The following is a 23,269-nucleotide window of genomic DNA, read 5'->3' on the forward strand; positions in this document are numbered from 1 at the left end:
CCTAAGTGATGCGACACATGTCCCGTCACCGTGTACGGTGATGCGACACAAGTCCCATCACTTGGGGAGGAACGCCATGCACGTCTTCGTCACCGGTGGCACCGGCACGATCGGCTCCGCCGTCGTCGCCGAGCTGCTCGGCAACGGCCACACCGTCCTCGCGCTCGCCCGCTCGGACGCGTCGGAGCAGGCCCTGAAGGACGCCGGCGCCGAAGTGCTCCGCGGCAGCCTGGCCGACCTCGACGTCCTGCGCGCGGGCGCGTCCCGGACCGACGGTGTGATCAGCCTGGCGTTCGGCCGCGACTACGGCGGTCCGGAGGCCCTCGCGGCGTCCATCGCCGAGGAGGGCGCCGCGATGGCCGCCCTGGGCGAGGAACTGATCGGCACCGACCGTCCCCTCGTCACCGTCTCCGGAACGCCGTGGGTGCCCGGCCGCGCCTCCACCGAGGCCGACCCGGCGCCGACCGACGGACCGGTGGGGGGACGGGGCCGTTCGGTGAACGCCCTGCTGTCCCTGGCCTCACGCGGTGTGCGCGCCACGGCCGTCCGGATGCCCCGCACCGTCCACAATCGCGGCCAGGGCGGCTTCGCCGGCATCCTGGCCCGGACCGCCCGCACCACGGGGATCGCCGGCTACCCCGGCGACGGCGGCCAGCGCTGGCCGGCCGTGCACGCCCTGGACGCGGCGGTCCTGTTCCGCCTCGCCCTGGAGTCCGCGCCGGCCGGGACGGTGTGGCATGCGGTCGCCGACGAGGGCGACGCGGTGCTGGACATCGCGCGGGTCATCGGCCGGCGGCTCGGCCTGCCCGTCCAGCAGGTGCCCGAAGAGACCTTCGGCCCGTTCGGCCCGATCTTCGCCATGGACCAGCCGGCGTCCAGCGCCCGCACCCGTGACGTCCTGGGGTGGCGGCCGACGCACCCCAGCCTCCTCGACGACCTGGAGAACCTCCGGCCCTGAGCCTCATTCGCGGCTGCGGACGCGGTCGCCGACGGCGCACTACGATGTCGCGCGGGCGAGGGTGTCCGCCACTGTCCGGCAGGCGAGCCGCGCGACGCCGCGTAGTTCGGTGTCCGGGGTGCTGGCGCGGCTGAGCACGGCTAGCGACTGGTTCACGGCGATGACGAACGTGGCCAGTTCGTCGAGCACGTCGGGGTCGGCGGAGGAACCTTCCAGTGCCGCGCGCACTCGCCGGCGCTGCTTGTCGAGCAGGACGCGCACGTGGGCGCCGTTGTCTCCCTTGAGCATCGGCGCCTGCGCGGCGGACTGGGCGATGAGGCATCCTGCGGGGACCGACGGGTCGGCGATGCGCGCGAGGACGACGTCGAAGAACGCCTCGACCGCGCGTACCGGATCGCCGGGGTGCGCCGCGAGCGCCTGATCGAACCGGGGTCCGTACGTCGAGACGTAGCGGTCGAGGCATCGGCGGAACAGGGCGTCCTTGCTGCCGAAGGTGCCGTAGAGGGAGCCGCGGCCGAGGCCGGTGGCGGCTCCCAGGGCGTCCAGCGAGGCCTCCGCGTACCCGCGCTGCCAGAACACGCGCATGGCCTGATCCAGGGCCGTGTCGACGTCGAACTGCTTGCGGCCTGACATGTCGCACCTCCCGCACCACGACGGCATCGCGATGCTACCCATGTGTTGGACCGTTCGGTCCAGCTATCTTTGACTGATCAGTCCAGGATGGCCTAGCGTGGCGGCGCTCGCGGTCGCGGGGACGGCATCGCCGTGATCGCCGGCCTGGAGTTCCGCGAGCCCACCAGCCCGTGACCCCCGGCCAGAGGAACGATCATGAGTTCAGCCGCCAGCCGTCCGCCCGCACCCGACGGTCCCGGCTCCGTCCTCCGGGCGCCGAACCTTCCGGCCGGATTCGCCGACACGTTCACCAGCCGGTACGTCGACACGGGGCAACTGCGCCTGCACGCGGTCACCGGCGGCGAAGGGCCCGCCCTGCTGCTGGTGGCCGGCTGGCCCCAGACCTGGTACGCCTGGCGCCTGCTCATGCCCGCGCTCGCCCGGGACTTCCACGTCGTCGCGGTCGACCCGCGCGGTGTCGGGCTGTCCGAGAAACCTTCGGACGGGTACGACACCGGCACGCTCGCCGGCGACATGGCGGCGCTGATGACCGCGCTCGGCCACGACCGGTTCGCCATGGTCGGCCACGACATCGGGATGTGGACCGGCTACGCCCTGGCCGCGGACCACCCCGACCGGCTCGACCGGCTGGCCGTCGCCGAGGCCGCGATCCCGGGCCTGTCCCCGTCGCCGCCGCTCTTCGGTGACGCCCGGTCCAACGACCGGCTCTGGCACTTCGCCTTCAACCGCCTCGGCGGGCTGAACGAACAGCTCGTCAGGGGACGGGAGCACCTCTACTTCGCCCACCAGTTCGCCACGAAGGCCGCGAGGAAGCTCCCCGACCACGCCGTCGAGCACTACGTCGAGATCCTCGCGTCGGACCCGGACGCCCTGCGTGCCAGCTTCGCGTTCTACCGCGCCCTCGACACGACCGTCGCGCAGAACCGGAAGCGTAAGGAGCGACGGCTCACCCTTCCCGTCCTGACGATCGCGGGAGCGGAGAACTCGGGCGAACTCGTCGGCGACACCATGAGGCTCGCCGCGGACGACGTGCAGAGCGTGATCATTCCCGACTGCGGCCACTACCCGCCGGAAGAGGCGCCCGAGGCGATGCTGGCCGCCCTGGTCCCGTTCCTGGCTCCGTACCGGGATCACCCGGACGGACGGACCGCGGCGTCCACGCCACGCGACGCCGCATAGGGCCCGCCGGTCCGGGACCGGATCGCCTGGAGGCGGTCAGTACGCGAGCTCTCCGATGCCGCCGTCCACCCGCAGCACGGTGCCGGCGGTGTAGGCGGACTCGTCCGAGGCGAGGTAGACGGCCGCCTTCGCCAGCTCGGTGGGGGTGCCGAGGCGATGGAGGGGCACCGTCCGCCGGAGCTCTTCGTAGATGGCGGCCTGCCGCTCGGGGCCGAGCGGTTTGAACGTGTCGGTGACGGTCGGCCCCGGGCTCAGCCCGTTGACCCGGATGCCCCGGTCCTTCAGCTCATGAGTCAGCCCGCGGGAGAAGGAGAGCAGGCCCGCCTTGGCGGCGCCGTAGACCGCCGCGTTCTCGTGCCCGACGAACGCGGAGACCGACCCGACGAGGATCACCGAGGCTTGCCGGGAGAAGAGCGGCAGTAGGGCCTTGACCAGGAAGAACGGCGCCTTGAGGTTGGTGGCGACGAGCCGGTCGAACGCCTCTTCGGTCCATGCCTCGATCGGCAGGTGGGTGACGTCGGCGGCGTTGCTCATCAGGATGTCGAGCCGCGGCCACTCCTCTTGCAGCCGCGCCGCGAGCGCCGCCTGACCGGGCACGTCTCCGGCGTCGCTGAGCAGGGGCAGCAGCGGGCCGTCCAGGCGGCGTGCGGCCTCGTCCAGCCGTTCCTGCGAGCGGCCGGTGATCGCGACCGTCGCCCCCTCGGCGAGGAACTCGCGGGCGGTCTCGAACCCGATGCCGCTCGTTCCGCCCGTGATCAGTGCGTGCTTTCCCTCGAGACGACCCATTGAACTCGTTCTCCTCATTCAGGTTCCTGGTTGCGGTGGTTCTGGTGGCGATGACGGGCCCTTCCCGCCATTTCGGAGGAACGCCCGGCGGCCCTTGCCTGGCCGGCGGCCTTCGCCTGGCCGGCGGTCGGCGCGTCCGGCGGCCGGTGCGTCTTCGGTCAGATGGCGGTCCGGCCTCCGTCGGCGGCCACGACGGCACCGGTCATGTAGCTGGCGTCGTCGTCGGCGACGAAGGCGATCACCCGGGCGACCTCGGCCGGATCGGCGGTGCGCTTCAGCGCGGTCGTCAGGCCCATGCCGCCGAGGTCGGGCCCCATGGCCGCCACCACCTTGGCCGTCGTCATCGGGCCGGGCGACACGGCGTTGACGCGCACGTTCGACGCGGCGAACTCGGCCGCCCAGGTGCGGGTCAGGGACTCGAGCGCCGCCTTGGTGGCCCCGTAGGCCGCCATCAGCGGCATGCCCAGGCCGGCCGCGGTGGAGCTGACGTTGACGATGCTGCCGCCCCCGCGGGCGGCCATCCTCGGCGCCAGCCGGGCGACCAGGACGAACGGCGCGCGCACGTTGACGGCGAAGGCGGCGTCGAAGTCGGCGATGTCCTGTTCGGTGGTCGCGCCGAACGGGACGACTCCCGCGTTGTTGACGAGGACGTCCACCTTTCCCGCGTCGTCGGCGAGCTGCTGCACTGCGCGCGGGTCGGCCAGGTCGGCGGCGACGAAGCGCACGGTGGCGGCGGAACCGGCCACGCTCTGCACGTCGTCGACGACTTGGGCGCCGCGGTCCGGGTCGGTGCCGGTGATGATCACGTTCGCGCCGCCGGCCGCGAGGGTCCTCGCGGTCGCGTGCCCGAGCCCGCCGATCGCGCCCGACCCGGTGACCAGCGCCGTCCTGCCGGTGAAGTCCATGTGGTGCCGCCTCTCGTCCGCCGTGGCGCTCGCGCGCCCGACTTCTGTGCCATCGTTCAAAAAGTGCCTCGGGCATCACCGTACGGTCTTTTGTGCGCCCGGTCAAAAAGTCGTAACCTGGGCCCATGGCACGGACGGGGCGCCCTCGCGCGTTCGACAAGGAGCAGGCCCTGGAGCGCGCGCTCATGCTGTTCTGGTCCCGGGGCTACGGAGCGACCTCCGTGCAGGACCTGGTCGAGGCGCTGGCCCTGGAGCGGGGCAGCCTGTACGGCGCCTTCGGCGACAAGCGGAGCTTCTACCTGGCGGCGGTCCAGCTGTACTGGGACGCCTACGAGCGCCGGCTGCTCGCGGCGCTGGAGTCCGGGCCGGTGCTGCCGGCGCTGCGCGAGGTGCTCGCCACCCCGGCCCGGGCCGCCGCCGAGTACGCCTCGGACGTCGGCGTCCCGCAGGGGTGCATGATCGGCAACACCACCGCCGAACTCGTTCCCCAGGACGCCGAGGCCCGCGAGATCGTCGTCCGCGCGCACGCCCGCTTCACCCGGATCGTCGCCGACGCCCTGCGGCGTGGACAGGCCAGCGGCGAGGTCACTGGGGACGCCGCCCCCGAAGCCCAGGCTCAGTTGCTGCTGTTCACCGTCCAGGGCCTTTCCCTGGTCTCCCGCACCGGACTCGACACGACCGCCGCACTCGCCGCCGTAGACGCCCTGATCGACGCCCTCCGCGCTTAGTTCGCGGACTCTTCAGGGGGACGGATCCGGGGCTAGCGCGGCTATGACCAGTGGGCGTCCGAGAGATCGCCGAGGAAGCGGACGTGTCGGTGTCGACGCTGTTCAACTTCTTCCCCGACGGCAAGGAGGCCTTGGTCTTCGACGAGGACACGAGCAACGAGGCCGCCCTCGTCAGCGCGGTCACCGACCGCCCGGCGGGCCGGACCGTCCACACCCGCGCCCCGCGCTTCGCCGACTCCCAGCCCGACCCGATCGCCGCCATCGACCAGGCGTTCACCCTCCTGGAACAGTGCTGGAACGCCGCCACCGCGGTGGATTCCCCGGAGGCGTGAGCGCTCAGGCCGGCGCCGCCCCCGCGCCTTCCAGGACGAGGTCGATGATCTGACGGCTGGTCCGCTCCGGATCGAGCCGGTCGGTACTGCCCGATGCCATGCGGGCGAGGAGCGGTGAGACGAGGAGTTCGGCGATCAGGTCCGGATCGACGTCGGGACGGATCTCGCCTCGTTCCACGCCGCGCCGGAGGACGTCGTTCATGGCCTCCCGGCGGGGGGCGACGATCTCCTCGAAGTAGCGGCCGTGCAGCCGGGGGAAGGTCGCGGCCTCGGCGTTGAGGGCTCGCAGCATGCTGCTGGCCCGCTGGTCGACGACGCGTTCGGCAAGGCCCCGCAGCAGGACGGCCAGGTCCTCGCGGGTGCCGGCGCCGGTCGGCGCGGGCCGGGGCCGGTTGATCGTCTCCAGGACGTCGAGGTAGAGCTCGTCCTTGGTCTTCCAGCGCCGGTAGACGCTGTTGCGCGAGACCCCGGCCTGCTTGGCGATGGCGACCAGCGACAGGCCGGTGAGGGTGGCGCCGGCGGCGACCATGTCGAGGACGGCGTCGATGACGGCCGAGTCGGTGGCCGGGTCGCGCCGCCGTCCGCCGCGCCGGACCGGGAGTTCCGCGTTCACCCGGCTAACGATACAAGGCTGTTTCGTTTGCGGTGCCGCGTGAGGTACTAATGGAACAGGGCTGTTCTGATTCGTTTGGAAGGGAGACCAGCATGTCCGACTCGAGCGCCGCGGCGGACGGCGCGGACGGCGAGCTCGCTCCGGTCACCACCGGCCCGCCGCAGGCGCGCGTTCCCGTCCTGATCGTGGGCGGCAGCATCGTGGGGGCTTCGGCCGCCCTGTTCCTCGCGGCCCGCGGCATCACGCCCGTCCTGGTCGAGAAGCACCCCGCGGTCTCGACCAGGCTGCGCGCCAAGCTGTTCTATCCGCGCACGATGGAGGCGTACCGTTCCGTCGGGGCCGACCAGGACGTCTATGCCGTCCAGCGCCGTCTCCCGCAGGCCGACCACGCCGCGGTCGTCGACTCGCTCGCCGGACCCGAACTGCGCCGCTGGCCGCTGCCCGCCGCCGCGGACTTCAGCGCCGTCTCGCCCTGCCAGAGCGCCTTCGTCAAACAGGCCGACTTGGAGGAGGTCGTCCGCGCGCACGCCCGAGCCGCCGGGGCCGACCTGCGCTTCGGCCACCGCCTTCTCGACCTGCGCCGGCACGAGGACGAGGTCGTGGCGCGGATACGCGGCGCCGACGGCGGCACGTACACCGTGGCGGCCGACTACCTGCTGGCCGCGGACGGAAACGGTAGCGCCGTCCGCGAGGGCCTGGGCATCGGCCGCAGCGGAATCCCGGTGGCCGCGCACGTCATGGAGGTCGGGTTCGAGGCCGACCTGCGCCGGGTGCTCGACGGCCGTCCGCTCGCGCTGGCCTACACCGGCCCGCCCGACCATGCGTTCCTGGCCTGGGACCCCGCCCACGACCGCGGGACGGTGTCGGTGATGTTCGACCCCGCGGTCACCGACCCTTCGGCGTTCGGCGACCGGTGGCGTCGCGACTTCGTCTCACGCGCGCTCGGACTGCCGCCGTCGCGCTTCACGCTCACCGAAAGCCGCGTCTGGCAGATGGGCGCGTGGGCGGCCGACTCCTACCGCGCCGGACGGATCTTCCTGCTCGGCGACGCGGTGCACGTCACCCCGCCGGCCGGCGGCTTCGGCGCCAACACCGGCATCCAGGACGCCTGGAACCTCACGGCCAAGCTGGTCTCGGTCCTGCGCGGCCACGCCGACCCGCGGCTGCTGGACGGCTACGAGCCCGAACGCCGTCCGGTGGGCCGCCTCACGGTGGAGCAGGCACTGCTGCGGTTCCGCGGCCGGGCGCCGATCCCGATCGAGGACCGTCCGCTGCTCAGTGAGGCGGCGGTGGCGGTCGGCTACCGCTATCCCGTCCGTGGTGACGATGAGGCCGCCACCGATCTGCCCTTGGTGGACGAACCGGATCGCTGGCGCGGCGAGCCCGGCACACGGCTGCCGCACCTGCCCCTCAGCGGTGCGGACCGGTCCCGCTCGACGCTCGACCTGGTCCGTGACGGCCGCTACCTGCTTCTCGCCGGGCCCGAAGGCCAACCGTGGGTGCACGCCGCACGCCAGTTGGATCCCCACGGCGCCTTCCTCGACACCGCGGTTCTGCCCCGGCAGATTCCCTCAGCGAAGACACGGCCTGCTGAGAGGTGCGGCATCAGCGACGAGGGCGCCCTGCTCGTCCGCCCCGACCATGTGATCGCCTGGCGCGCCTCCCGGGCCGTCCCGGAGCACGTCACCGTCCTCACCACCGCCGTACGGCGAGCGCTGGGAGCAGTGGACGAAGCAGTTGCCGAGCACTCGTGAGATCCGGGCGTGACGGGCGGACGTCCGCCCGTCACGCCGGTCAGTGGGCCGGGTGCGGCGAGGCCGCCGAACTGGGAGTCGCCGAGCCGGAGGCCGCCGAGCCCGAAGAAAGGATCGCCAGCCGGAACACGGTTCGTTCCTGGACCAGGCGGACGAACTCCTTGACGGCGAAGGCCCAAATGGCCGCGCACACCACCGCCGCCATCCACACGGTCGGGCCGGGAGGAGCGCCGTGGTGGACGTTCGCCCCGATGTACAGAGAGAGCAGCACCGGCGTGGCCCCGCCGAAGAGGACGGTGGCGTACCAATCGGCCGACTGCGCCGGTCGAATGCGCCGGGTGCGGGTCACCTGGGAATTCCTGAACAATGCCAGGTCGGCGCGATCGCCGCCCGCGCAGACGTTGCGGAAGAAGCTTTCCCAGGTCAGGACGTCGGCATCACGGGCGTTCAGGGAAGGGGCCAGCACGACGGCGATGTAGGCCGCGATCCGGTGGATCGACAGGGAATTGTCCGTCCAGTAGAGCCACAGCAGCGCGGAGACTCCGGAGAGCGCCGCCAAGACGTGCGACGATCGGTTCGCCACCGAGAATCCCGTGCCGAACGCCGCCAGCCCGAGCCCCAGGATGGTGTAGGAGATCGTGAGCCTGTTGGTGATCTCCTGGCGCAGCGCCTGGAACTCGCCCAGCTTGATCGCCTCGTCGTCGCACATCGCCCGACCGCCCTCTGCGCCCTTGAGGTTGGAGAAAAGCGTGACAGCATGTTCTGGCCTGCTTTGTTCGTACCGGAGAACCGCAATCGGGGCAAGGGAGGACAGGTGCGCGCGTTGAGGGTGTACACCGCTGGTGCGGGCCGCGGCCCGGAACTCGCCGACGTGCCCGAACCCTCGGCCGACGGCGACGACCTGCTGGTGGAGACGCTCGTCCTGGGCGTCTGCGGAACCGACCGCGAAATCGTCGAGCAGGGACTGCCGGCCGCGCCGTCCGGCCGCGACTGGGCCGTGCTGGGGCACGAGTCGCTGGGACGCGTGCTGCGGGCGCCCACGGACTCCGGGTTCGAGACCGGGGACCTGGTCGTCGGCATGGTCCGGCGTCCCGACCCGGTGCCCTGCCGCTTCTGCGCCGCCCAGCGTCCCGACCTGTGCGAGAACGGCCGGTTCACCGAGCGGGGCATCAAGGGCCTGGACGGCTTCGGAGCCGAGCGCTTCACCCTCGACCCCCGGTACGCCGTGCGCGTCGCCGCGGGCCTGGAACGGACGGCGGTCCTGGTCGAGCCCACCAGCGTCGCCGTCAAGGCGTGGGAACAGGCCGACCGCGCGGCCGGACGCCCCGCCGAGCGCGTCCTGGTCCTCGGCGCGGGCCCGATCGGCCTGCTGTGCGCCCTGCTGGGCGTCCAGCGCGGCCTGGAGGTGCACGTGGTGGACCGGATCGAGGCCGGACCGAAACCGGAACAGACCAAGGCGCTCGGCGCCGCCTACCACACCCACGTCCGGGACCTGGCGGGCGCTTTCGACCGCGTCCTGGAGTGCACCGGCATCCTGATCGAGGAGGCCATCGCCCTCACGGCCCCCGCCGGCGCCGCCTGCCTGGTCGGCGGCGGCGATCCGCGCTCGTCCGCCGCTCTGAACGCGGGCGCGTTGAGCCACGACCTGCTCGCCTGGAACAAGGCGCTGGTCGGCACCGTCAACGCGGGCCGCAGCCACTTCGAGGCGGCCCACGGCCACCTGTGCGCAGCCGACCGCCCCTGGCTGGAGTCCCTGCTCACCGACTCCGTGCCGATCGAGGCATGGCCGACCGCGCTCCATCCGTCCCCGGAGGCCATCAAGTCGGTCGTCCACTTCCACGACTGACGCCCTGGCGGGCAGCCAGGATGTCCACGAGCCATTCGCCGGGGTCGGTAGGCTCGCCGGGGATCTTTGGGGGAAGGGCGGCCGCCGCACTGTGGACCTGGGCATCGTCGGGCAGGCGGCCGGGCTGTTCGCCGTCACCAACATCGACGACCTCTTGATTCTGGCCCTGTTCTTCGCGCAGGGTGCCGGGCACCGCGGCGCTACGCGCAGCATCGCGGTCGGTCAGTATCTGGGGTTCGCGGCGATTCTGGCCGTCGCTGGGGCAGCCGCGTTCGGCGCCACGTTCCTGCCCGAGGACGCCATTCCCTACCTGGGCCTGCTGCCGCTCGCGCTCGGCGTCAAGGCCGCGGTGCAGGCGTGGCGGCATCGCCACGACAGCGAGCAGGAGCGGCCGGCCGCCGAGGGGGGTCCCCGGCCGTTGGAGCTGGCCGCCGTCACCTTCGCCAACGGTGGCGACAACATCGGGGTCTACGTCCCGGTCTTCGCCACCGCGGGCGTCGGCGGCATGAGCGTCTATGCGGTGGTGTTCCTGATCCTGGTGGCGGTGTGGGTCGCGGCCGGGCGGTACTTCGCCACCCGTCCCGCCGTCGCCAAGGCGCTGAGCCGCTGGGGACACGTCCTGCTGCCCGTCGTGCTCATCGGCATCGGGCTGCTCATCCTCATCGAGGGCGGCGCCTTCGGCCTGTAGCGCCTTGCGCGGGCGTCTTCCTTGCAGGTCTCCGGCAGGGGGGTGCCGGACGGGTCAGCTGTCTTCGAGGGTGGCCAGGTGGGTCGTGACGTCGTCGGCGAAGCGGGCCAGCAGGCGGCCGAGAGCCGCGCGGTCGGGTTCGGACCAGTGGGCGATGGCGCCGGTGAACCAGCTGATGAGCGTGCGCGCGTAGCGGTCGGCGGCCGTCCTGCCCGCGTCGGTCGGCTCGATGATGCTGACCCGGCGATCGTTCGGGTCGCCGGTGCGGCGCACCAGGCCGTGGCGTTCCAGCGTCTGGACCTGCCGCGTGACGTGCGGCTGGACGAGCTGCATCTGCTCGGCGATCTCGCTGATGCGCAGCGGTCTGCCGGCCATGTGCACCGAGACCAGGACGGAGAAGGCCGGACGGTCCACCTCGACTCCGGCGGCCTTCATGGCGTGCTCGGTCAGCCGGCCGCGGCTGATGGCGTTGCCCAGCTGCGCGATGCGGGGCATCACGGCCAGCACGTCGTCGTCCTCGCCGAGGGGACTTCCGTGTCCGGCGTTCATCCGATCTCCAGTTGCATACTTAAAGAATGTATATATATGGTCGGGGGAGCGGGGCGCCCACGGGCGCAGTCCGCTCACCAGAAGTATACCTAAAACATGCATGTATCTGGGTGCGTGCCTGACCAGGAAGGACTCGGGAAGATGAACTCCCCCACCGCTCGCAGAATCTTGATCTCCGGAGCCAGCATCGCCGGCCCGGCCCTCGCCTACTGGCTCGTCCGGTACGGCTTCGAGGTCACCGTCGTGGAGAAGGCCGCCCAGCTGCGCGGGGGAGGGTACGCGATCGACATCCGCGGCACGGCCCGCGACGTCGCCGGACGCATGGGCCTGCTGCCGCGCCTCCAGCGGCTCCACGTGGACACTCGCCAGATCACCTTCCTCCATCCCGACGGCAGTGTCCTGACCCGGCTGCGCCCGGAGGCCCTCACCGGCGGCGCCGAGGGTCTCGACCTCGAAGTGCGCCGGGGCGACCTCGCCGACTGCCTCTACGAACTGGTCGAGGACGAGGTGGAGTTCCTGTTCAACGACTCGATCGCGGTCCTCGACGATCGCGGCGACCGGGTCGAGGTCACCTTCGGCAGCGGCGTCCGCCGGACGTTCGACCTGGTGATCGGCGCGGACGGGCTCCACTCCAACACCCGCGGCCTGGCCTTCGGGCCCGAAGAGCGCTACCACCGCTACCTCGGCTTCTGCTTCGCCGGCTTCACCCTGCCCGACGACCTCGGGCTCCGCCACGAGGGAGTGCTGTGGAACGAACCCGGCAGAGCCGCCGCCCTCTACGCGCACGACCCCGGCGAGCCGATCCACGGCTTCCTCGTCTTCGCCCGGGACGAACCGCCGTTCGCGGCCTTCCGCAGCCCGCGGGCGCAGCGCGACTTGGTGGCCTCGGCCTTCCCCGACACCCGGTGGGAGATCCCTCGGCTGGTGGCGGCGATGCGCGCGGCCGACGATCTGTTCTTCGACGTCGTCAGCCAGATCCACATGCCCGCCTGGTCGACCGGCCGCGTCGCGCTCGTCGGTGACGCCGCGCACGCCACCTCGTTCATGTCCGGTCAGGGATCGAGTGTTTCCCTGGTGGCCGCCTACGTCCTGGCCGGCGAACTGGCCACTCACACCGATCACGCCGCCGCCTTCGCCGCCTATGAGAAGACCGTCCGCCCCTTCGCCGAGCAGAACCAGGCCCTGGCCACCGAAGGCGGCGGCGTGGTCGCTCCGCGCACCCGCCGGCAACTCGACGCACGCAACGCCTTGCTGCGCACCCAGACCACGCTCCCGTCCAGCGCCGAAGGCGGCGCCGCCACCACCGCGCTGACCCTCCCCGGCTACGAACACGCCCTCACGCGCTGACTCGCCGGCTCGCGCCGCAGCCGAACGGCGGCCGGCCAACCACGCTCAGGCAGGCCACGCAGGCCACGCAAGCCACGCAGGCCGGGGCAGGCCGGGACGGCGGGAAAAGCGGTTGGGCGGATGGGAGGTGCGGTGGTACCTTGCCTGCGGCCGTGCAGGAGAACGAGGAGGTGGTACCCGTGAACGTATCGACATGGGTGCTCCCCTCAGGGGCCACGGTCGGGCGGTAGGTCGTCCGGGAGCGCCGTTCCAGAGCACTCCCGAAAGGCACGACCATGCGTTTCCCTTCTGAAGGACGCCTCGACGACGGCGTTCTCGAACGCGAGTTCACTCTCGGCGACGTCCCCGGCATCCTGTGGACGCCGGAACCGGTCTCGGCGCCGGTGCCGCTGATCCTCCTGGGCCACCCCGGCGGGCTCCGCAAGATGTATCCGCGGCTGGCGGCACGGGCCCGGCGCTGCGCGGCGGACGGCTTCGCCGCGGTCACCATCGAGCTTCCCGGAAGCGGCGACCGGCCCCGCCTGGCCGGCGCCGAGCAGGCGCGCGCCGACCTGCGCCGGACGCTGCAGGCCGGAGAGCCGGTCGGCGCGGACCTCATCGACCGGCTCATCCTTCCGCTGGTCGACACGGCCGTCCCGGAATGGCGGGCCGTCCTGGACTCCGCCCTCGCCCTGCCCGGGATCGGCGGGCCGGTCGGGTACTCGGGAGGAGTGATCTCCATCGGCGTGCGGCTGGCGGTGGTCGAACCGCGCATCACGGCCGCCGTCCTGTTCGCGGGAAGCTTCGTGCCCCGCGCCATTCTCGAAGAGGCACGGCAGGTCACCATCCCGCTGCACGTCCTGCTCCAGTGGGACGACGAGGGTAACGACCGGCAGGCGGCCCTGGACCTGTTCGACGCCTTCGGCTCCGAGGAGAAGTCGCTGAACGCCAACATGGGCGGACACACCGGCGTCCCGCAGCACGCGGGGGAGAGCGCCTCCGGGTTCTTCACCCGGCATCTGGGCTAGTACGGCTAGTCGCGCCGTGGGCGGGCCAGAACGAGATTTTTTGAAATTGGTCCGCCCACGGTGTCGAGAACGCGGCGCGGGCTCCGTCCCAGGGGCATGAGTGGCCAGGACGGGCCACCTGAGCAACGAGGAGACCGACCATGACGCCGGACGAGATCGCCGAAGTCCTGAACCGTCCGCTCAGCCGGGAGCTGCTGGACCGCGACCTGACGCGCCTGGCCTACGTCGCCAAGGACGGGACGCCGCGGGCGATCCCGATCGCGTTCGCCTGGAACGGCTCGGAGATCATCCTGTGCACGACGAAGAACTCCGCGAAGCTGGGCGCGCTGCGCGACCACCCGGCGGTCGCCCTGACGATCGACACCGAGTCGCACCCGCCGAAGATCCTGCTGATCCGCGGCCGGGCGGAGCTGGACCCGGTCGACGGCATCCCGGACGAGTACCTCCAGATCAACGGCAGCTACGAGATGACGCCCGAGCAGCGGGTCGAGTGGGAGGCCGAGGTCCGCTCCCTCTACCACGACGGAATGGTCCGGATTGTGGTCACACCGACCTGGGCGAAGCTGATTGACTTCGAGACCACCCTTCCCAGCGCGGTCGAGGAGCTCGCCCGGCGGCGGGCCGAGCGCCTGAACGGCTGACCGGGGTGCGAGACGAGAGAGGGAGAACGTCCGTGAAGTACCTGATCCTGAAGCACTACCGCGGTGGCCCGGCGCCCGTCGTCGACTACGGGACGATGGACCAGTGGACGCCCGAGGAGGTCGACGCGCACGTCCAGTACATGCGCGACTTCGAGGCCCGCCTGCGGGAGACCGGCGAGTGGGTGGACACGCAGGTGCTGGCGGCCGACGGAGCGTTCGTGCGGTCCGACGGCGAGGGGCGTCCGCCGGTGACCGACGGCCCGTTCGCCGAGACCAAGGACCTCATCGCGGGCTGGTACATCATCGACGTCGAGTCGTGGGACCGCGCCGTCGAGGTGGCCGGGGAACTGTCGGCGGCTCCCGGCCCCGGCGGGAAGCCGATCCACGAGTGGCTGGAGCTCCGGCCGTTCTACGACATGTCGGCCACGGCCACGGGCACGGTGTGAACGAGCCGCTGCTGCGGGAGCTCGTGCCCGCGGTGATCGGCGTCCTCGTCCGGCGCGGAGCCGACTTCGCCTCGGCCGAGGACGCCGTCCAGGAGGCCCTGATCCGGGCGCTGGACACCTGGCCGGACGACCCGCCGCGCGACCCGAAGGCGTGGCTCGTCGCCGCCGCGTGGCGCAAGTTCCTCGACTCGGCCCGCGCCGAGGCGTCGCGGCGCGGGCGGGAGCTCACCGTGCAGGTCGAGCCGCCCGCCGGTCCGGCGCCCGCCAGGGACGACACGCTGCGGCTCTACTTCCTGTGCGCGCATCCCTCCCTGCCGCCCGCCTCGGCCGTCGCCCTGACGCTGCGCGCGGTCGGCGGGCTGACGACCCGGCAGATCGCCGCCGCCCACCTCGTCCCCGAGGCGACGATGGCACAGCGGATCAGCCGGGCCAAGCGGCGCATCACGGGCCTTCCGCTCGACCAGCCGGGCGACCTCGGGACGGTGCTGCGCGTCCTCTACCTCGTCTTCAACGAGGGGTACGGCGGAGACGTCGATCTCGCGGCCGAGGCGATCCGCCTCACCCGCCAGCTCGTCGCCCTGACCGGCGAGCCCGAGGTCGCCGGCCTGCTGGCGCTCATGCTGCTGCACCACGCGCGCCGCGCGTCCCGCACCGGCCCGGGAGGGCGCCTCGTACCGCTCGCTCGGCAGGACCGGACGCGCTGGGACACCGGCCTGATCACCGAGGGGGTGGCGATCCTCCAGGACGCGCTGGCCCGCGACCGGCTCGGCGAGTACCAGGCCCAGGCCGCGATCGCCGCCCTGCACGCCGACGCCCCGACCGCCGCCGAAACGGACTGGGTGCAGATCGTCGAGTGGTACGACGAGCTGCTGCGCCTCACCGGCAGCCCGGTGGTGCGGCTCAACCGGGCGGTGGCGGTCGGTGAGGCGGACGGGCCGCAGGCGGGCCTGGCGGCGCTGGCCGACGTGAGCCCCGACCTGCCCCGGTACACCGCGGTGCTGGCCTACCTGCGCGAACGCTCCGGAGACCTCGAGCAGGCCGCCGACCTGTACGCCGAAGCCGCCCGCACCGCCGACAGCGTGCCGGAGCGCGACCACCTCACCCGCGAGGCCGCCCGCGTACGCCAACTACCGCGCCCGTGAGGACGGGGAACTTCCGGCGTCAGGTGGTGCCCTTGACCGGGAACCCGTAGAGGACGCCGTCCAGCGGAACGTCTCCGCGGTCAGGGCTCCCCGATCGACTCGCCCCCGGCGGGAGCGGGCGGACCTGGATCATCTGCGCCGGGCCGCGCGGACGCGATCGCTCTGGCCGGTTTCGGACGCGGGTGACGACTCCGTTTCCCGACCGGAACCCGGCGGGCACGCCGGGGCGCGGGGCGCGCGGCGCGGGGCGCGTCCTAGCGCGGGGGTGGGAGGTGGGATGGGGAACTTCCCTCGCGCGGGTGAGGGGGTTCGGACCCGCGGGTGATCACCGGGACGGGGGCGGCGGACGACGATTCGGGGACTGGAAACGAGAGATCGGGAGATTCCGATGCAGTCCCTTCGCAAGACCGCGGCCCTGGCCGTCGCCGGTGCCGCCGCCGTCTCGCTCAGTGCCGGGGCGGCCGTGGCCCGTGCCGACCAGCGGAGCAGGCCCGCGAACGCCGGCGTCACCGGACGCGCCGACTTCGTGCTTCCCTACGTCAAGGACAGCGACGTGCGGTCGTTCGAGTTCGACGTGCACGGCGCGCCGTGGACCAAGCCCCGGCCCTACCCGCACATGGAGCGCGGGCTGCCGACCGACGCGCGGGGCACGGTGACCGTGCGGCATTACTCGGCGTCCCGGAAGCACACCTACTGGGCGGTCGGCGAGGTCGACTGCCTCGTGACCGGCCCGCGCACGGCGAGCGTGACCGCGCTGATGCGGCGGGTCGACCCGGCGATGCCGGACGGGCAGAAGATGATCGGCAAGCGGGTCGGGTTCAGCGTGTACGACGGCGGGAAGCGCGGCGACCGCGTCGGGCTGTCCTGGGACCTCATGAACTTCTGGGACGACAAGCCCGGCACGATGGGCGAGAACCCGGTGGGCACGTGCATGGCGCCCACGCCGTTCGCGCCCGTGACCAGGGGCGGCTACTCCGTCCGGCACGCCGAGTTGCAGCCGTTCGACTTCTGAGAAGCGCGGTCTGACGAGCGGCGGCGCTGAGAAGTGGCCGGTGCTGAGATGCGGCCGGTGCTGAGATGCGGCCGGGGAGGCGGGTGCGTGTAACCCTCGCGCATATCTCCCTGTTGACGGTGCCCCGGAGCGGAGGAGGATCGCGATGAGGACGCGCATTCGGGTAGCGACGGGATCGGCGGGTGCGCTTCCCGCGGCGGCCGAGCAGGTCGCCGTCCGCCGAGCATCGAGGAGTTCCATGAGAAGCAGGATCCGGTTCCTCGCCCCGGTCGCGGCACTGGCGGGGCTGCTCGCCTTCGCCACGGCGATCGAGTACGCGACCGTTCAGGCCGCGCCGCAGCATCGGGCGGCGCTCGCCTCGGACGGCACGGCCATCGGCCACAACTCCGCCACCACCGACGGCGACGGCAGCGCGGCGGGGGTCGGCAAGACCTGAGAGGAACGCGGCGGGACTCCCCGCCACTACCAAGCTATAGCGCGCCCCGGGGCTTGCCACAAGCCCCGGGGCCTGCCGCAGAATCTTCCGCTGGAAGCCGGTGCCTGCGGAATGCGCGCGTCATCGCGCGCTCGCGTCCGCAGGGATGTGCCGGCCATGTCCGGTCTCGGAAAGCGGGGGGTTCATGTTCGACGTGATCATTGCCGGGGGCGGGCCGACCGGCCTGATGCTGGCCGGCGAGCTGCGGCTGCACGGGGTGCGCGTCCTCGTCCTGGAGAGGGAGCCGGAACCGGCCCCGTTCGTCCGCGCGCTGGGACTGCACGCGCGCAGCATCGAGATCCTGGACCAGCGCGGGCTGCTCGACCGGTTCCTCGAACTGGGCAAGCCGTATCCGCTGGGCGGTTTCTTCGCCGCGATCGCCAAGCCGTCGCCCGAACGGCTGGACACCGCGCACGGGTACGCGCTCGGCATCCCGCAGCCGCTCACCGAGCGCCTGCTGGCCGAGCACGCCGTCGAGGCCGGCGCGGAGATCCTGCGGGGCCGGGAGCTGGTCGGGCTCGGCCAGGACGAACAGGGCGTCACGGCCGAGCTGGCCGACGGCACGCGGCTGCGTTCGCGCTATCTCGTCGGGTGCGACGGTGGCCGCAGCACGGTGCGCAAGCTGCTCGGCGTCGGGTTTCCGGGGGAGCCGTCCAAGGTGGAGACGCTGCTGGGCGAGATGAAGGTGACCGCCGACCTCGCCACGATCTCCGCCGTCATCGCGGAGGGCCGCAAGACCGAGCTGTTCCTGGGCGCGATGCCGTTGCCGGACGGCATGTTCCGTCTGGTCGTCCCCGCCGCGGGCGTGGCGGACGACCGCACGGTCCCGCCGACGCTGGAGGAGTTCCGGGGACGGCTGAGAACGGTCGTCGGCACCGACTTCGGCGCGCACTCGCCGCGCTGGCTCTCGCGGTTCGGCGATGCGACCCGGCTGGCCGAGCGGTTCCGGGTCGGCCGGGTGCTGCTGGCCGGGGACGCGGCGCACGTCCATCCGCCGCTGGGCGGGCAGGGCCTCAACCTCGGCGTCCAGGACGCGTTCAACCTCGGCTGGAAGCTGGCGGCCGAGCTCGGCGGCCGGGCCCCGGACGGCCTGCTCGACACCTACGAGTCGGAACGGCGTCCGGTGGCCGCGGCCGTCCTGGACAACACGAGGGCGCAGGGCGTCCTGATGTCGCCGGAGGCGGGTGCGCGGTCGGTGCGGCGCCTGGTGGCCGAGCTGATGGACTTCGAGGAGGTGAACCGGTACCTCATCGAGAAGCTGATCGGCATCGACGTCCGCTATGACCTCGGGGACGGTCCCGACCTGCTCGGCCGGCGGATGCGCGACCTGCCGCTGGGGCGGGGCCGCCTGTACGAGCTGATGCGCACCGGTCGCGGCCTGCTCCTCGACCGGACCGGTGCCCTCTCGGCCGGGGGTTGGGCCGATCGGGTCGATCACGTCACGGGCGCCGGCGCGGAGCTCGACGTCCCGGCCGTGCTGCTCCGTCCGGACGGCCACGTGGCCTGGGTGGGTGACGACCAGGAGGACCTGCTCGTCCACCTGGCCCGATGGTTCGGCGCCTCCGCCGAAAACCCGTTGAGCGAGCCGCGCGTGCTCCACTAGCTTGCCGTGCAGCCACGTCGTAGTGAGGACAGAGGACGTACCGCGTGACCCCGCCTGCTCTTTAGACCTGACACCTTCTTCCGCTTCTCGGTAAGCCGGCGCATCGCCGCCGGCTCCGCCGGGCTGCCCTCGCGCGCCCGGTCGCCCAGCGTTCGAGGCCGCGCGTAATCGGCCTCGTGTCAGGTCTAGAGAGATCATGTCTTCACAACCTCATATCGTGCTGCCCTGGGTCGTCCGGCGGACCAGGCTGCCGCTGCTGTCGCTGCGGTGCCTGGACTGCGGGGCGGGGACGGCGACCACCGGCGAGGGCCGGTTCCGCGTCAACGCCAACGGCAAGGCGCTGGACGTGTGGCTGCTGGTGCACTGCGCGTCCTGCGGCCGGACCGGCAAGCTCGCCGTGCACGAGCGGGCACCGGTCCGCTCCCTGGACCCGGCCGAGCTCGACGGCTACCTGGCCAACGACCGGGATCTGGTGGCGTCCCTGCTGGAAGATCCGCTGCTGGCCCGGCGCAACCGCTTCACCCTGGACTGGACGGGGGCCTGGCGGCTGGACGTCCCCTCACCATGGCGTGAGGAGGCGTGGCCGGTCCGGGTCGAGGTCGTCTTCGAGGACCCGGTTCCGGTGCGTCCGGACCGGCTCATCGCGCGGGAACTCGGCCTCAGCAGGAACCAGGCGCTGCGCCGGATCAAGTGCGAGATCCCGCTGCGCCGCCCGCGCACCACCGGGTTCACCTTCACCGTGCTGCCCGAGGAATAGCCGTGATCCCGTCCGGCGGTGGCTCCGAGCCGCCGCCGGACGGCGCGGTGAACGGCTTCCTACGGCTGCGAGCGCAGGCCCGCGGTGACGAATTCGATCATGCGGCGGGCGTCGTAGTCGGGGCTGCCGGCGCCGATGCACAGGTTGCCGATGCCGCGCATCAGCATGAGGGCGCCGACGTTCGGGACGATCTCGCCGGCGTCCGCCGCCGCGGCGAGCAGCTCGGCGCACACGGGCAGGAGGCGGTCCAGGAAGTAGGCGTGCAGGCTCTGGAAGCCGGCGTCGTCGGACTGCATCGCCTCGGCCAGCCCGTGCTTGGTGATCAGGAAGTCGGCGAACAGGTCGATCCAGCGCGTCAGCGCCTCGTAGGGGGAGTCGTGCGCGGCGAGCAGCGCGGGACCGGCCGCCGCGCACTCCTCCACCTGGTGCCGGTAGACGGCGACGATGAGGTCGGCGCGGGTGGGGAAGTGGCGGTAGATCGTGCCGACGCCGACGCCCGCCCTGGCCGCGATGTCGCGCACGGGCGCGTCCACGCCGGACGCGACGAACGCCGCGGCCGCCGCCTTCAGCAACGCCTCCTCGTTCCGCCGGGCGTCCACCCGCCGCCGGCGCGGCGCGCCCGCCGTGTCCGCCATCGAACCCTCCGTCACGTTGAAAAGCGGAACCATGTTCCGTATATTTACCGGAACAAGGTTCCGTATCCATCAGGATGCCGGAACGGCTCCCCGCATGCCAAGTCGCGGCCCCCGGGCCGCGCGATGACGCCTGCGGGAATCACGGAGGAACGATCATGCACGCGATGCCATCCCCCGCACCCGTCGTCTCGGTGCACCCCCTCACGCTGCCCGCCCCCGGACGGGGCGACGACCTGCGAGTACGGGTCTCCGCCCCCGTCACCGGGAACGACCTGCCGGTCGTCGTCTTCTCGCACGGGTTCAGCCAGTCCGCGACCGCCTACGAGCCGCTCGCCGCGTTCTGGGCCGCCCACGGGTTCGTGGTCGTCCAGCCCACCCACCTCGACTCCGCGGAGCTCGGCGTCCCGGCGGACGATCCCCGAACCCCGCTGATCTGGCGGTTCCGCATCGAGGACCTCGAGCGCTGCCTCGACGGGCTGGAGCGGCTGGAGGCGTCCGTGCCCGGCCTCGCCGGACGCGTCGACCGGTCCCGCATCGCCGTGGCCGGGCACTCCTGGGGCGCGCAGACGGCGAGCACGCTGCTGGGCGCGCGAGTGCTGGACGCCGACGGCGTCCCCGGCGAGGACATGTCGGACCCGCGCGTCAAGGCGGGCGTCCTGCTGGCCGTCACCGGCACCGGCGGGACCGACCTGTCCCCGTTCGCGGCCGAGCACTTCCCCTTCATGAGCCCGGACTTCGAGAAGCTGACCACCCCGGCCCTCGTCGTCGCGGGCGACAAGGACGACTCCCCGCTGTCCGTCCGGGGCCCGGACTGGTTCACCGACGCCTTCCGCCTCAGCCCGGGCGCCACGGACCTGCTCACCCTGTTCGGCGCGGAGCACTCGCTGGGCGGCATCGTCGGTCTCGGCCACAAGGAGAACACGGACGAGAGCCCCGAACGAGTCGCCCTGATCCAGCGCCTCACCTGCGCCTACCTCCGCCACGCCCTCGGCCTCGCGGACGCCGCCTGGCCGGTGCCCGTGGAGAGCACCCTGGGCGTCCTCGAATCGAAGTAGCGGTTCCGAGGTCAGCGCTGGAAGGCGGGGGCGTGGTCGCGGACGAAGTCGGCGACGTCCCGCGGGGGACGGCCGAGGAGTTCGGCGACCGTGCCGGTGGTGAAGTCGCCCCAGCCTGAGACGTACGCCTGCGCGTACTCCTCCAGCATGTCGACGATCCAGGGCGGGACGCCGTGGCCGAGCAGCGCCTCGCGCTTGGCGCCGTCGCTGACCGGCCGGTAGCCGACGCGGCGGCCGAGCGCGTCGCAGAGACAGCCGGCGACCTCGTGGAAGGTGACGGCTCGCGGGCCGGTGAGGGTGTAGGTGCGGCCGTGGTGGCGGCCCGGCGCGTCCAGCAGGACGCGGGCGGCGCACTCGGCGATGTCCCGGGCGTCGATCATCCCGAGCCGCGCCGAGCCCATGTTCAGCGCGAACGCGCCGGTCGCCGCGACGTCGCCCGCCTCGTTCAGCAGGTTCTGCATGAACCAGTGCGGGCGCAGGATCGTCCAGCGCAGGCCGGAGTGCTCCAGTTCGCGGTCGGACAGCGCGTGCAGCCGGGCGCTGCGGCTCGGCGCGTCGTGCGCCGCGCCGACGACCGAGAGGCGCACGACGCGTTCGACGCCGGCCCGGCGCGCCGCCCACAGCGCGTTCATGCCGTGCTCCGGCGTGCGCGGGCCGTTCGGGACGAGCAGCCACAGGTCGTCCACGCCCTCGAAGGCGGGCGGCAGCGAGCGCGGGTCGCCGAGGTCGCCGACGGCCGCGTCCGGGAAGTCGCCGGCCCGGGACGGGTCGCGCACGAGCGCGCGGACCTTGAGGTCGGTGCCTTCCAGGGCCTTCATCAGCGCGGTGGAGACGGTTCCGGTGGCGCCGGTGACGAGGACGGTGCGTGCCATGGTCGCTTTCTCCTTCAGTGGGTGGAGGGGGCGGGCGTGACGTTCGCCGCCCGCGCGGTGGTGAGGCGTTCCAGGAGCCAGAGGACGACCGTCCCGGCCGAGAAGGCGGCCCCGAGGACGCAGACGGCGTTCCAGCCGCCGTGCGCCCAGACCGCCGAGGTCAGCGCGGAGCCCACCGCGCCGCCCAGGAACAGCGAGGTCATGAAGGCGGAGTTGATGCGGTTGCGGGCCTCGGGCCGCAGCGCGTAGAGGACGTTCTGGGTGCTGTTCAGCACCGCCTGATGCGCGAGGTCGAGGACGACGACGCCGGTGAGCAGCCAGAACAGCGACCCTCCTCCGGCGGCCGACGCCGCCCAGGACGCCACCAGCAGCACCGTCCCGGCCCCGGACACGACCTGCACGAGCCCGCGGTCGGCGAGGCGTCCGGCGAACGTCGCGGTGAGCGCGCCCACGACGCCGAGCAGCCCGACCGACCCGATGGACGATTCGGACCACCCGTAACCGGGCCCGGACAGCAGGAAGGTCAGCGCCGTCCACAGGACGCTGAACGAGGCCAGGCTCAGCGCGCCGATGCCCGCCCGCCAGCGCAGCAGCGGCTCGTCCCGGAACATGGACAGGGTCGTGCGCAGCAGACCGGGATAGGTGAGCCCGCTGTCAGCGCTGCCGAGGCGCGGCAGGAAGGCGCGCAGCAGGACGGCCATGGCGGCCATGAGCGCGGCGTCCACCCAGTAGACCGTCCGCCATCCGCCGAGGTCGGCCAGGGCGCCGGACGCGGTGCGCGCCACCAGCAGGCCGAGCATCAGCCCGGTCATGACCGTGCCGACGACCTTGCCGCGTTCCGCCGGGGCGGCGAGCGCCGCCGCGAACGGCACGACCACCTGCGCGCCGACCGAGGCGAGCCCGGTGAGGGCCGTCCCGACGAGCAGCACGGCGCCGTTGACGGCGGTGGCCGACACCAGCAGGAACACCGCCGTCGCCGCGTACAGCAGGACGGCCAGCCGCCGCCGCTCCATCAGGTCGCCGAGCGGGACCAGCAGCATCAGCCCCAGCGCGTAGCCGGCCTGCGCGGCCGTGACGATCAGTCCGGCGAGTTCCGGGCCGACGTCCAGCTCGCGGCTGATCAGGTCGAGGAGCGGCTGGGCGAAGTAGTTGCCCGCGACCGCCAGCCCGGTCGCCGCCGACATGAGCATCAGCAGGCCGCGGGACAGACCGCCGCCCTCCGGTTGGGATCTCGTCGTCATGCGCCCAGCCTCGGGCCGGAACGATCAATGAGTCCAACACATGTTCGTCATCGACAACGATCGTG

Annotated in this window: 26 protein-coding genes; 17 read left to right on the top strand and 9 right to left on the bottom strand. The window is 72.5% G+C overall.

Features of this window, described 5'->3' with window-relative positions:
* Positions 1–76: 76 nt before the first annotated feature.
* Positions 77–958: an SDR family oxidoreductase gene (locus ACFPCY_RS08745; protein ID WP_378253141.1), complete on the top strand. Its 882-nt coding sequence runs from the start codon at positions 77–79 to the stop codon at positions 956–958.
* Positions 959–997: 39 nt separating this feature from the next.
* Here the strand turns inward: ACFPCY_RS08745 and ACFPCY_RS08750 are convergent, their stop codons facing one another.
* Positions 998–1,591, bottom strand: a complete 594-nt coding sequence (locus tag ACFPCY_RS08750) for a TetR/AcrR family transcriptional regulator (RefSeq protein ID WP_378253142.1) — start codon at positions 1,589–1,591, stop codon at positions 998–1,000.
* Positions 1,592–1,786: 195 nt separating this feature from the next.
* On the opposite strand from ACFPCY_RS08750, the gene ACFPCY_RS08755 reads away from it, so the two are divergent.
* Complete coding sequence (locus ACFPCY_RS08755) at positions 1,787–2,770, top strand: alpha/beta fold hydrolase (RefSeq protein WP_378253143.1); 984 nt, start codon at positions 1,787–1,789, stop codon at positions 2,768–2,770.
* 36 nt (positions 2,771–2,806) lie between these two features.
* Here the strand turns inward: ACFPCY_RS08755 and ACFPCY_RS08760 are convergent, their stop codons facing one another.
* Positions 2,807–3,556, bottom strand: a complete 750-nt coding sequence (locus tag ACFPCY_RS08760) for an SDR family oxidoreductase (protein WP_378253144.1) — start codon at positions 3,554–3,556, stop codon at positions 2,807–2,809.
* Between the two features lie 158 nt (positions 3,557–3,714).
* Positions 3,715–4,461: an SDR family NAD(P)-dependent oxidoreductase gene (locus ACFPCY_RS08765; RefSeq protein WP_378253145.1), complete on the bottom strand. Its 747-nt coding sequence runs from the start codon at positions 4,459–4,461 to the stop codon at positions 3,715–3,717.
* A gap of 125 nt (positions 4,462–4,586) precedes the next feature.
* Between ACFPCY_RS08765 and ACFPCY_RS08770 the strand changes: the two genes are divergently transcribed.
* Positions 4,587–5,189, top strand: coding sequence for a TetR/AcrR family transcriptional regulator (locus tag ACFPCY_RS08770; RefSeq protein WP_378253146.1), 603 nt, complete (start codon positions 4,587–4,589; stop codon positions 5,187–5,189).
* A gap of 83 nt (positions 5,190–5,272) precedes the next feature.
* Positions 5,273–5,521: a hypothetical protein gene (locus ACFPCY_RS08775; RefSeq protein WP_378253147.1), complete on the top strand. Its 249-nt coding sequence runs from the start codon at positions 5,273–5,275 to the stop codon at positions 5,519–5,521.
* A 4-nt stretch (positions 5,522–5,525) separates the two neighbouring features.
* On the opposite strand, the gene ACFPCY_RS08780 is transcribed toward ACFPCY_RS08775, so the two are convergent.
* The gene (locus ACFPCY_RS08780) at positions 5,526–6,134 is read right to left on the bottom strand and encodes a TetR/AcrR family transcriptional regulator (RefSeq protein WP_378253148.1); all 609 of its coding nucleotides are present in this window, start codon (positions 6,132–6,134) and stop codon (positions 5,526–5,528) included.
* Between the two features lie 92 nt (positions 6,135–6,226).
* Here ACFPCY_RS08780 and ACFPCY_RS08785 point away from each other — a divergent pair, with 92 nt between their 5' ends.
* Entirely contained in the window at positions 6,227–7,888 is a 1,662-nt protein-coding gene (locus ACFPCY_RS08785; RefSeq protein WP_378253149.1) for an FAD-dependent monooxygenase, read from the top strand.
* Positions 7,889–7,928: 40 nt separating this feature from the next.
* Here ACFPCY_RS08785 and ACFPCY_RS08790 read toward each other — a convergent pair whose 3' ends face one another.
* Complete coding sequence (locus ACFPCY_RS08790; protein ID WP_378253150.1) at positions 7,929–8,597, bottom strand: hypothetical protein; 669 nt, start codon at positions 8,595–8,597, stop codon at positions 7,929–7,931.
* 105 nt (positions 8,598–8,702) lie between these two features.
* Here ACFPCY_RS08790 and ACFPCY_RS08795 point away from each other — a divergent pair, with 105 nt between their 5' ends.
* Together ACFPCY_RS08795 and ACFPCY_RS08800 are read left to right on the top strand one after the other, a co-directional pair.
* Entirely contained in the window at positions 8,703–9,734 is a 1,032-nt protein-coding gene (locus ACFPCY_RS08795; RefSeq protein WP_378253151.1) for an alcohol dehydrogenase catalytic domain-containing protein, read from the top strand.
* A 91-nt stretch (positions 9,735–9,825) separates the two neighbouring features.
* Complete coding sequence (locus ACFPCY_RS08800) at positions 9,826–10,422, top strand: cadmium resistance transporter (protein WP_378253152.1); 597 nt, start codon at positions 9,826–9,828, stop codon at positions 10,420–10,422.
* A gap of 54 nt (positions 10,423–10,476) precedes the next feature.
* On the opposite strand, the gene ACFPCY_RS08805 is transcribed toward ACFPCY_RS08800, so the two are convergent.
* Positions 10,477–10,971 carry a MarR family winged helix-turn-helix transcriptional regulator gene (locus tag ACFPCY_RS08805; protein ID WP_378253153.1) on the bottom strand — a complete coding sequence of 165 codons (495 nt, stop codon included), beginning with the start codon at positions 10,969–10,971 and terminating at the stop codon, positions 10,477–10,479.
* A 141-nt stretch (positions 10,972–11,112) separates the two neighbouring features.
* On the opposite strand from ACFPCY_RS08805, the gene ACFPCY_RS08810 reads away from it, so the two are divergent.
* The 9 genes from ACFPCY_RS08810 to ACFPCY_RS08850 all read left to right on the top strand — a co-directional run bounded on the left by ACFPCY_RS08810 (position 11,113) and on the right by ACFPCY_RS08850 (position 19,401).
* Positions 11,113–12,318, top strand: coding sequence for an FAD-dependent monooxygenase (locus ACFPCY_RS08810; RefSeq protein WP_378253154.1), 1,206 nt, complete (start codon positions 11,113–11,115; stop codon positions 12,316–12,318).
* Between the two features lie 275 nt (positions 12,319–12,593).
* Positions 12,594–13,325 carry a dienelactone hydrolase family protein gene (locus tag ACFPCY_RS08815; RefSeq protein WP_378253156.1) on the top strand — a complete coding sequence of 244 codons (732 nt, stop codon included), beginning with the start codon at positions 12,594–12,596 and terminating at the stop codon, positions 13,323–13,325.
* Between the two features lie 140 nt (positions 13,326–13,465).
* Positions 13,466–13,966 (top strand): pyridoxamine 5'-phosphate oxidase family protein, encoded by a 501-nt coding sequence (locus tag ACFPCY_RS08820; protein WP_378253158.1) that lies wholly within the window; start codon positions 13,466–13,468, stop codon positions 13,964–13,966.
* A 32-nt stretch (positions 13,967–13,998) separates the two neighbouring features.
* A complete protein-coding gene (locus tag ACFPCY_RS08825; RefSeq protein ID WP_378253160.1) occupies positions 13,999–14,412 on the top strand; it encodes a YciI family protein in 414 nt (137 codons plus the stop codon).
* A complete protein-coding gene (locus tag ACFPCY_RS08830; RefSeq protein ID WP_378253161.1) occupies positions 14,409–15,554 on the top strand; it encodes an RNA polymerase sigma factor in 1,146 nt (381 codons plus the stop codon). Before ACFPCY_RS08825 ends, ACFPCY_RS08830 begins: the two co-directional genes overlap by 4 nt.
* Positions 15,555–15,942: 388 nt before the next feature.
* On the top strand, positions 15,943–16,566 hold the full coding sequence (locus ACFPCY_RS08835) for a hypothetical protein (protein WP_378253163.1): 624 nt from the start codon (positions 15,943–15,945) through the stop codon (positions 16,564–16,566).
* Between the two features lie 238 nt (positions 16,567–16,804).
* The gene (locus ACFPCY_RS08840) at positions 16,805–17,002 is read left to right on the top strand and encodes a hypothetical protein (protein ID WP_378253165.1); all 198 of its coding nucleotides are present in this window, start codon (positions 16,805–16,807) and stop codon (positions 17,000–17,002) included.
* Between the two features lie 184 nt (positions 17,003–17,186).
* Positions 17,187–18,644 carry a rifampin monooxygenase gene (gene rox, locus ACFPCY_RS08845; RefSeq protein WP_378253167.1) on the top strand — a complete coding sequence of 486 codons (1,458 nt, stop codon included), beginning with the start codon at positions 17,187–17,189 and terminating at the stop codon, positions 18,642–18,644.
* A 217-nt stretch (positions 18,645–18,861) separates the two neighbouring features.
* Entirely contained in the window at positions 18,862–19,401 is a 540-nt protein-coding gene (locus tag ACFPCY_RS08850) for a DUF1062 domain-containing protein (RefSeq protein WP_378253169.1), read from the top strand.
* A gap of 59 nt (positions 19,402–19,460) precedes the next feature.
* On the opposite strand, the gene ACFPCY_RS08855 is transcribed toward ACFPCY_RS08850, so the two are convergent.
* Positions 19,461–20,036 carry a TetR/AcrR family transcriptional regulator gene (locus ACFPCY_RS08855; protein WP_378253171.1) on the bottom strand — a complete coding sequence of 192 codons (576 nt, stop codon included), beginning with the start codon at positions 20,034–20,036 and terminating at the stop codon, positions 19,461–19,463.
* 155 nt (positions 20,037–20,191) lie between these two features.
* Here ACFPCY_RS08855 and ACFPCY_RS08860 point away from each other — a divergent pair, with 155 nt between their 5' ends.
* Positions 20,192–21,091, top strand: coding sequence for an alpha/beta hydrolase family protein (locus ACFPCY_RS08860; RefSeq protein WP_378253173.1), 900 nt, complete (start codon positions 20,192–20,194; stop codon positions 21,089–21,091).
* Between the two features lie 11 nt (positions 21,092–21,102).
* Here ACFPCY_RS08860 and ACFPCY_RS08865 read toward each other — a convergent pair whose 3' ends face one another.
* Positions 21,103–21,963, bottom strand: a complete 861-nt coding sequence (locus ACFPCY_RS08865) for an SDR family oxidoreductase (RefSeq protein WP_378253175.1) — start codon at positions 21,961–21,963, stop codon at positions 21,103–21,105.
* Between the two features lie 14 nt (positions 21,964–21,977).
* The gene (locus ACFPCY_RS08870) at positions 21,978–23,204 is read right to left on the bottom strand and encodes an MFS transporter (RefSeq protein ID WP_378253177.1); all 1,227 of its coding nucleotides are present in this window, start codon (positions 23,202–23,204) and stop codon (positions 21,978–21,980) included.
* Positions 23,205–23,269: the final 65 nt, after the last annotated feature.

Source organism: Actinomadura gamaensis, from assembly GCF_042652125.1.
Classification (GTDB): Bacteria; Actinomycetota; Actinomycetes; order Streptosporangiales; family Streptosporangiaceae; genus Spirillospora; species Spirillospora gamaensis.

Coding starts and splice junctions, on each gene's coding strand:
- ACFPCY_RS08855 (WP_378253171.1), bottom strand. CDS start 20,036: ATGGCGGACACGGCGGGCGCGCCGCGCCGGCGGCGGGTGGACGCCCGG.
- ACFPCY_RS08785 (WP_378253149.1), top strand. CDS start 6,227: ATGTCCGACTCGAGCGCCGCGGCGGACGGCGCGGACGGCGAGCTCGCT.
- ACFPCY_RS08755 (WP_378253143.1), top strand. CDS start 1,787: ATGAGTTCAGCCGCCAGCCGTCCGCCCGCACCCGACGGTCCCGGCTCC.
- ACFPCY_RS08820 (WP_378253158.1), top strand. CDS start 13,466: ATGACGCCGGACGAGATCGCCGAAGTCCTGAACCGTCCGCTCAGCCGG.
- ACFPCY_RS08835 (WP_378253163.1), top strand. CDS start 15,943: ATGCAGTCCCTTCGCAAGACCGCGGCCCTGGCCGTCGCCGGTGCCGCC.
- ACFPCY_RS08870 (WP_378253177.1), bottom strand. CDS start 23,204: ATGACGACGAGATCCCAACCGGAGGGCGGCGGTCTGTCCCGCGGCCTG.
- ACFPCY_RS08840 (WP_378253165.1), top strand. CDS start 16,805: ATGAGAAGCAGGATCCGGTTCCTCGCCCCGGTCGCGGCACTGGCGGGG.
- ACFPCY_RS08860 (WP_378253173.1), top strand. CDS start 20,192: ATGCACGCGATGCCATCCCCCGCACCCGTCGTCTCGGTGCACCCCCTC.
- ACFPCY_RS08790 (WP_378253150.1), bottom strand. CDS start 8,597: ATGTGCGACGACGAGGCGATCAAGCTGGGCGAGTTCCAGGCGCTGCGC.
- ACFPCY_RS08865 (WP_378253175.1), bottom strand. CDS start 21,963: ATGGCACGCACCGTCCTCGTCACCGGCGCCACCGGAACCGTCTCCACC.
- ACFPCY_RS08765 (WP_378253145.1), bottom strand. CDS start 4,461: ATGGACTTCACCGGCAGGACGGCGCTGGTCACCGGGTCGGGCGCGATC.
- ACFPCY_RS08760 (WP_378253144.1), bottom strand. CDS start 3,556: ATGGGTCGTCTCGAGGGAAAGCACGCACTGATCACGGGCGGAACGAGC.
- ACFPCY_RS08815 (WP_378253156.1), top strand. CDS start 12,594: ATGCGTTTCCCTTCTGAAGGACGCCTCGACGACGGCGTTCTCGAACGC.
- ACFPCY_RS08750 (WP_378253142.1), bottom strand. CDS start 1,591: ATGTCAGGCCGCAAGCAGTTCGACGTCGACACGGCCCTGGATCAGGCC.
- ACFPCY_RS08745 (WP_378253141.1), top strand. CDS start 77: ATGCACGTCTTCGTCACCGGTGGCACCGGCACGATCGGCTCCGCCGTC.
- rox (WP_378253167.1), top strand. CDS start 17,187: ATGTTCGACGTGATCATTGCCGGGGGCGGGCCGACCGGCCTGATGCTG.
- ACFPCY_RS08810 (WP_378253154.1), top strand. CDS start 11,113: ATGAACTCCCCCACCGCTCGCAGAATCTTGATCTCCGGAGCCAGCATC.
- ACFPCY_RS08770 (WP_378253146.1), top strand. CDS start 4,587: ATGGCACGGACGGGGCGCCCTCGCGCGTTCGACAAGGAGCAGGCCCTG.
- ACFPCY_RS08805 (WP_378253153.1), bottom strand. CDS start 10,971: ATGAACGCCGGACACGGAAGTCCCCTCGGCGAGGACGACGACGTGCTG.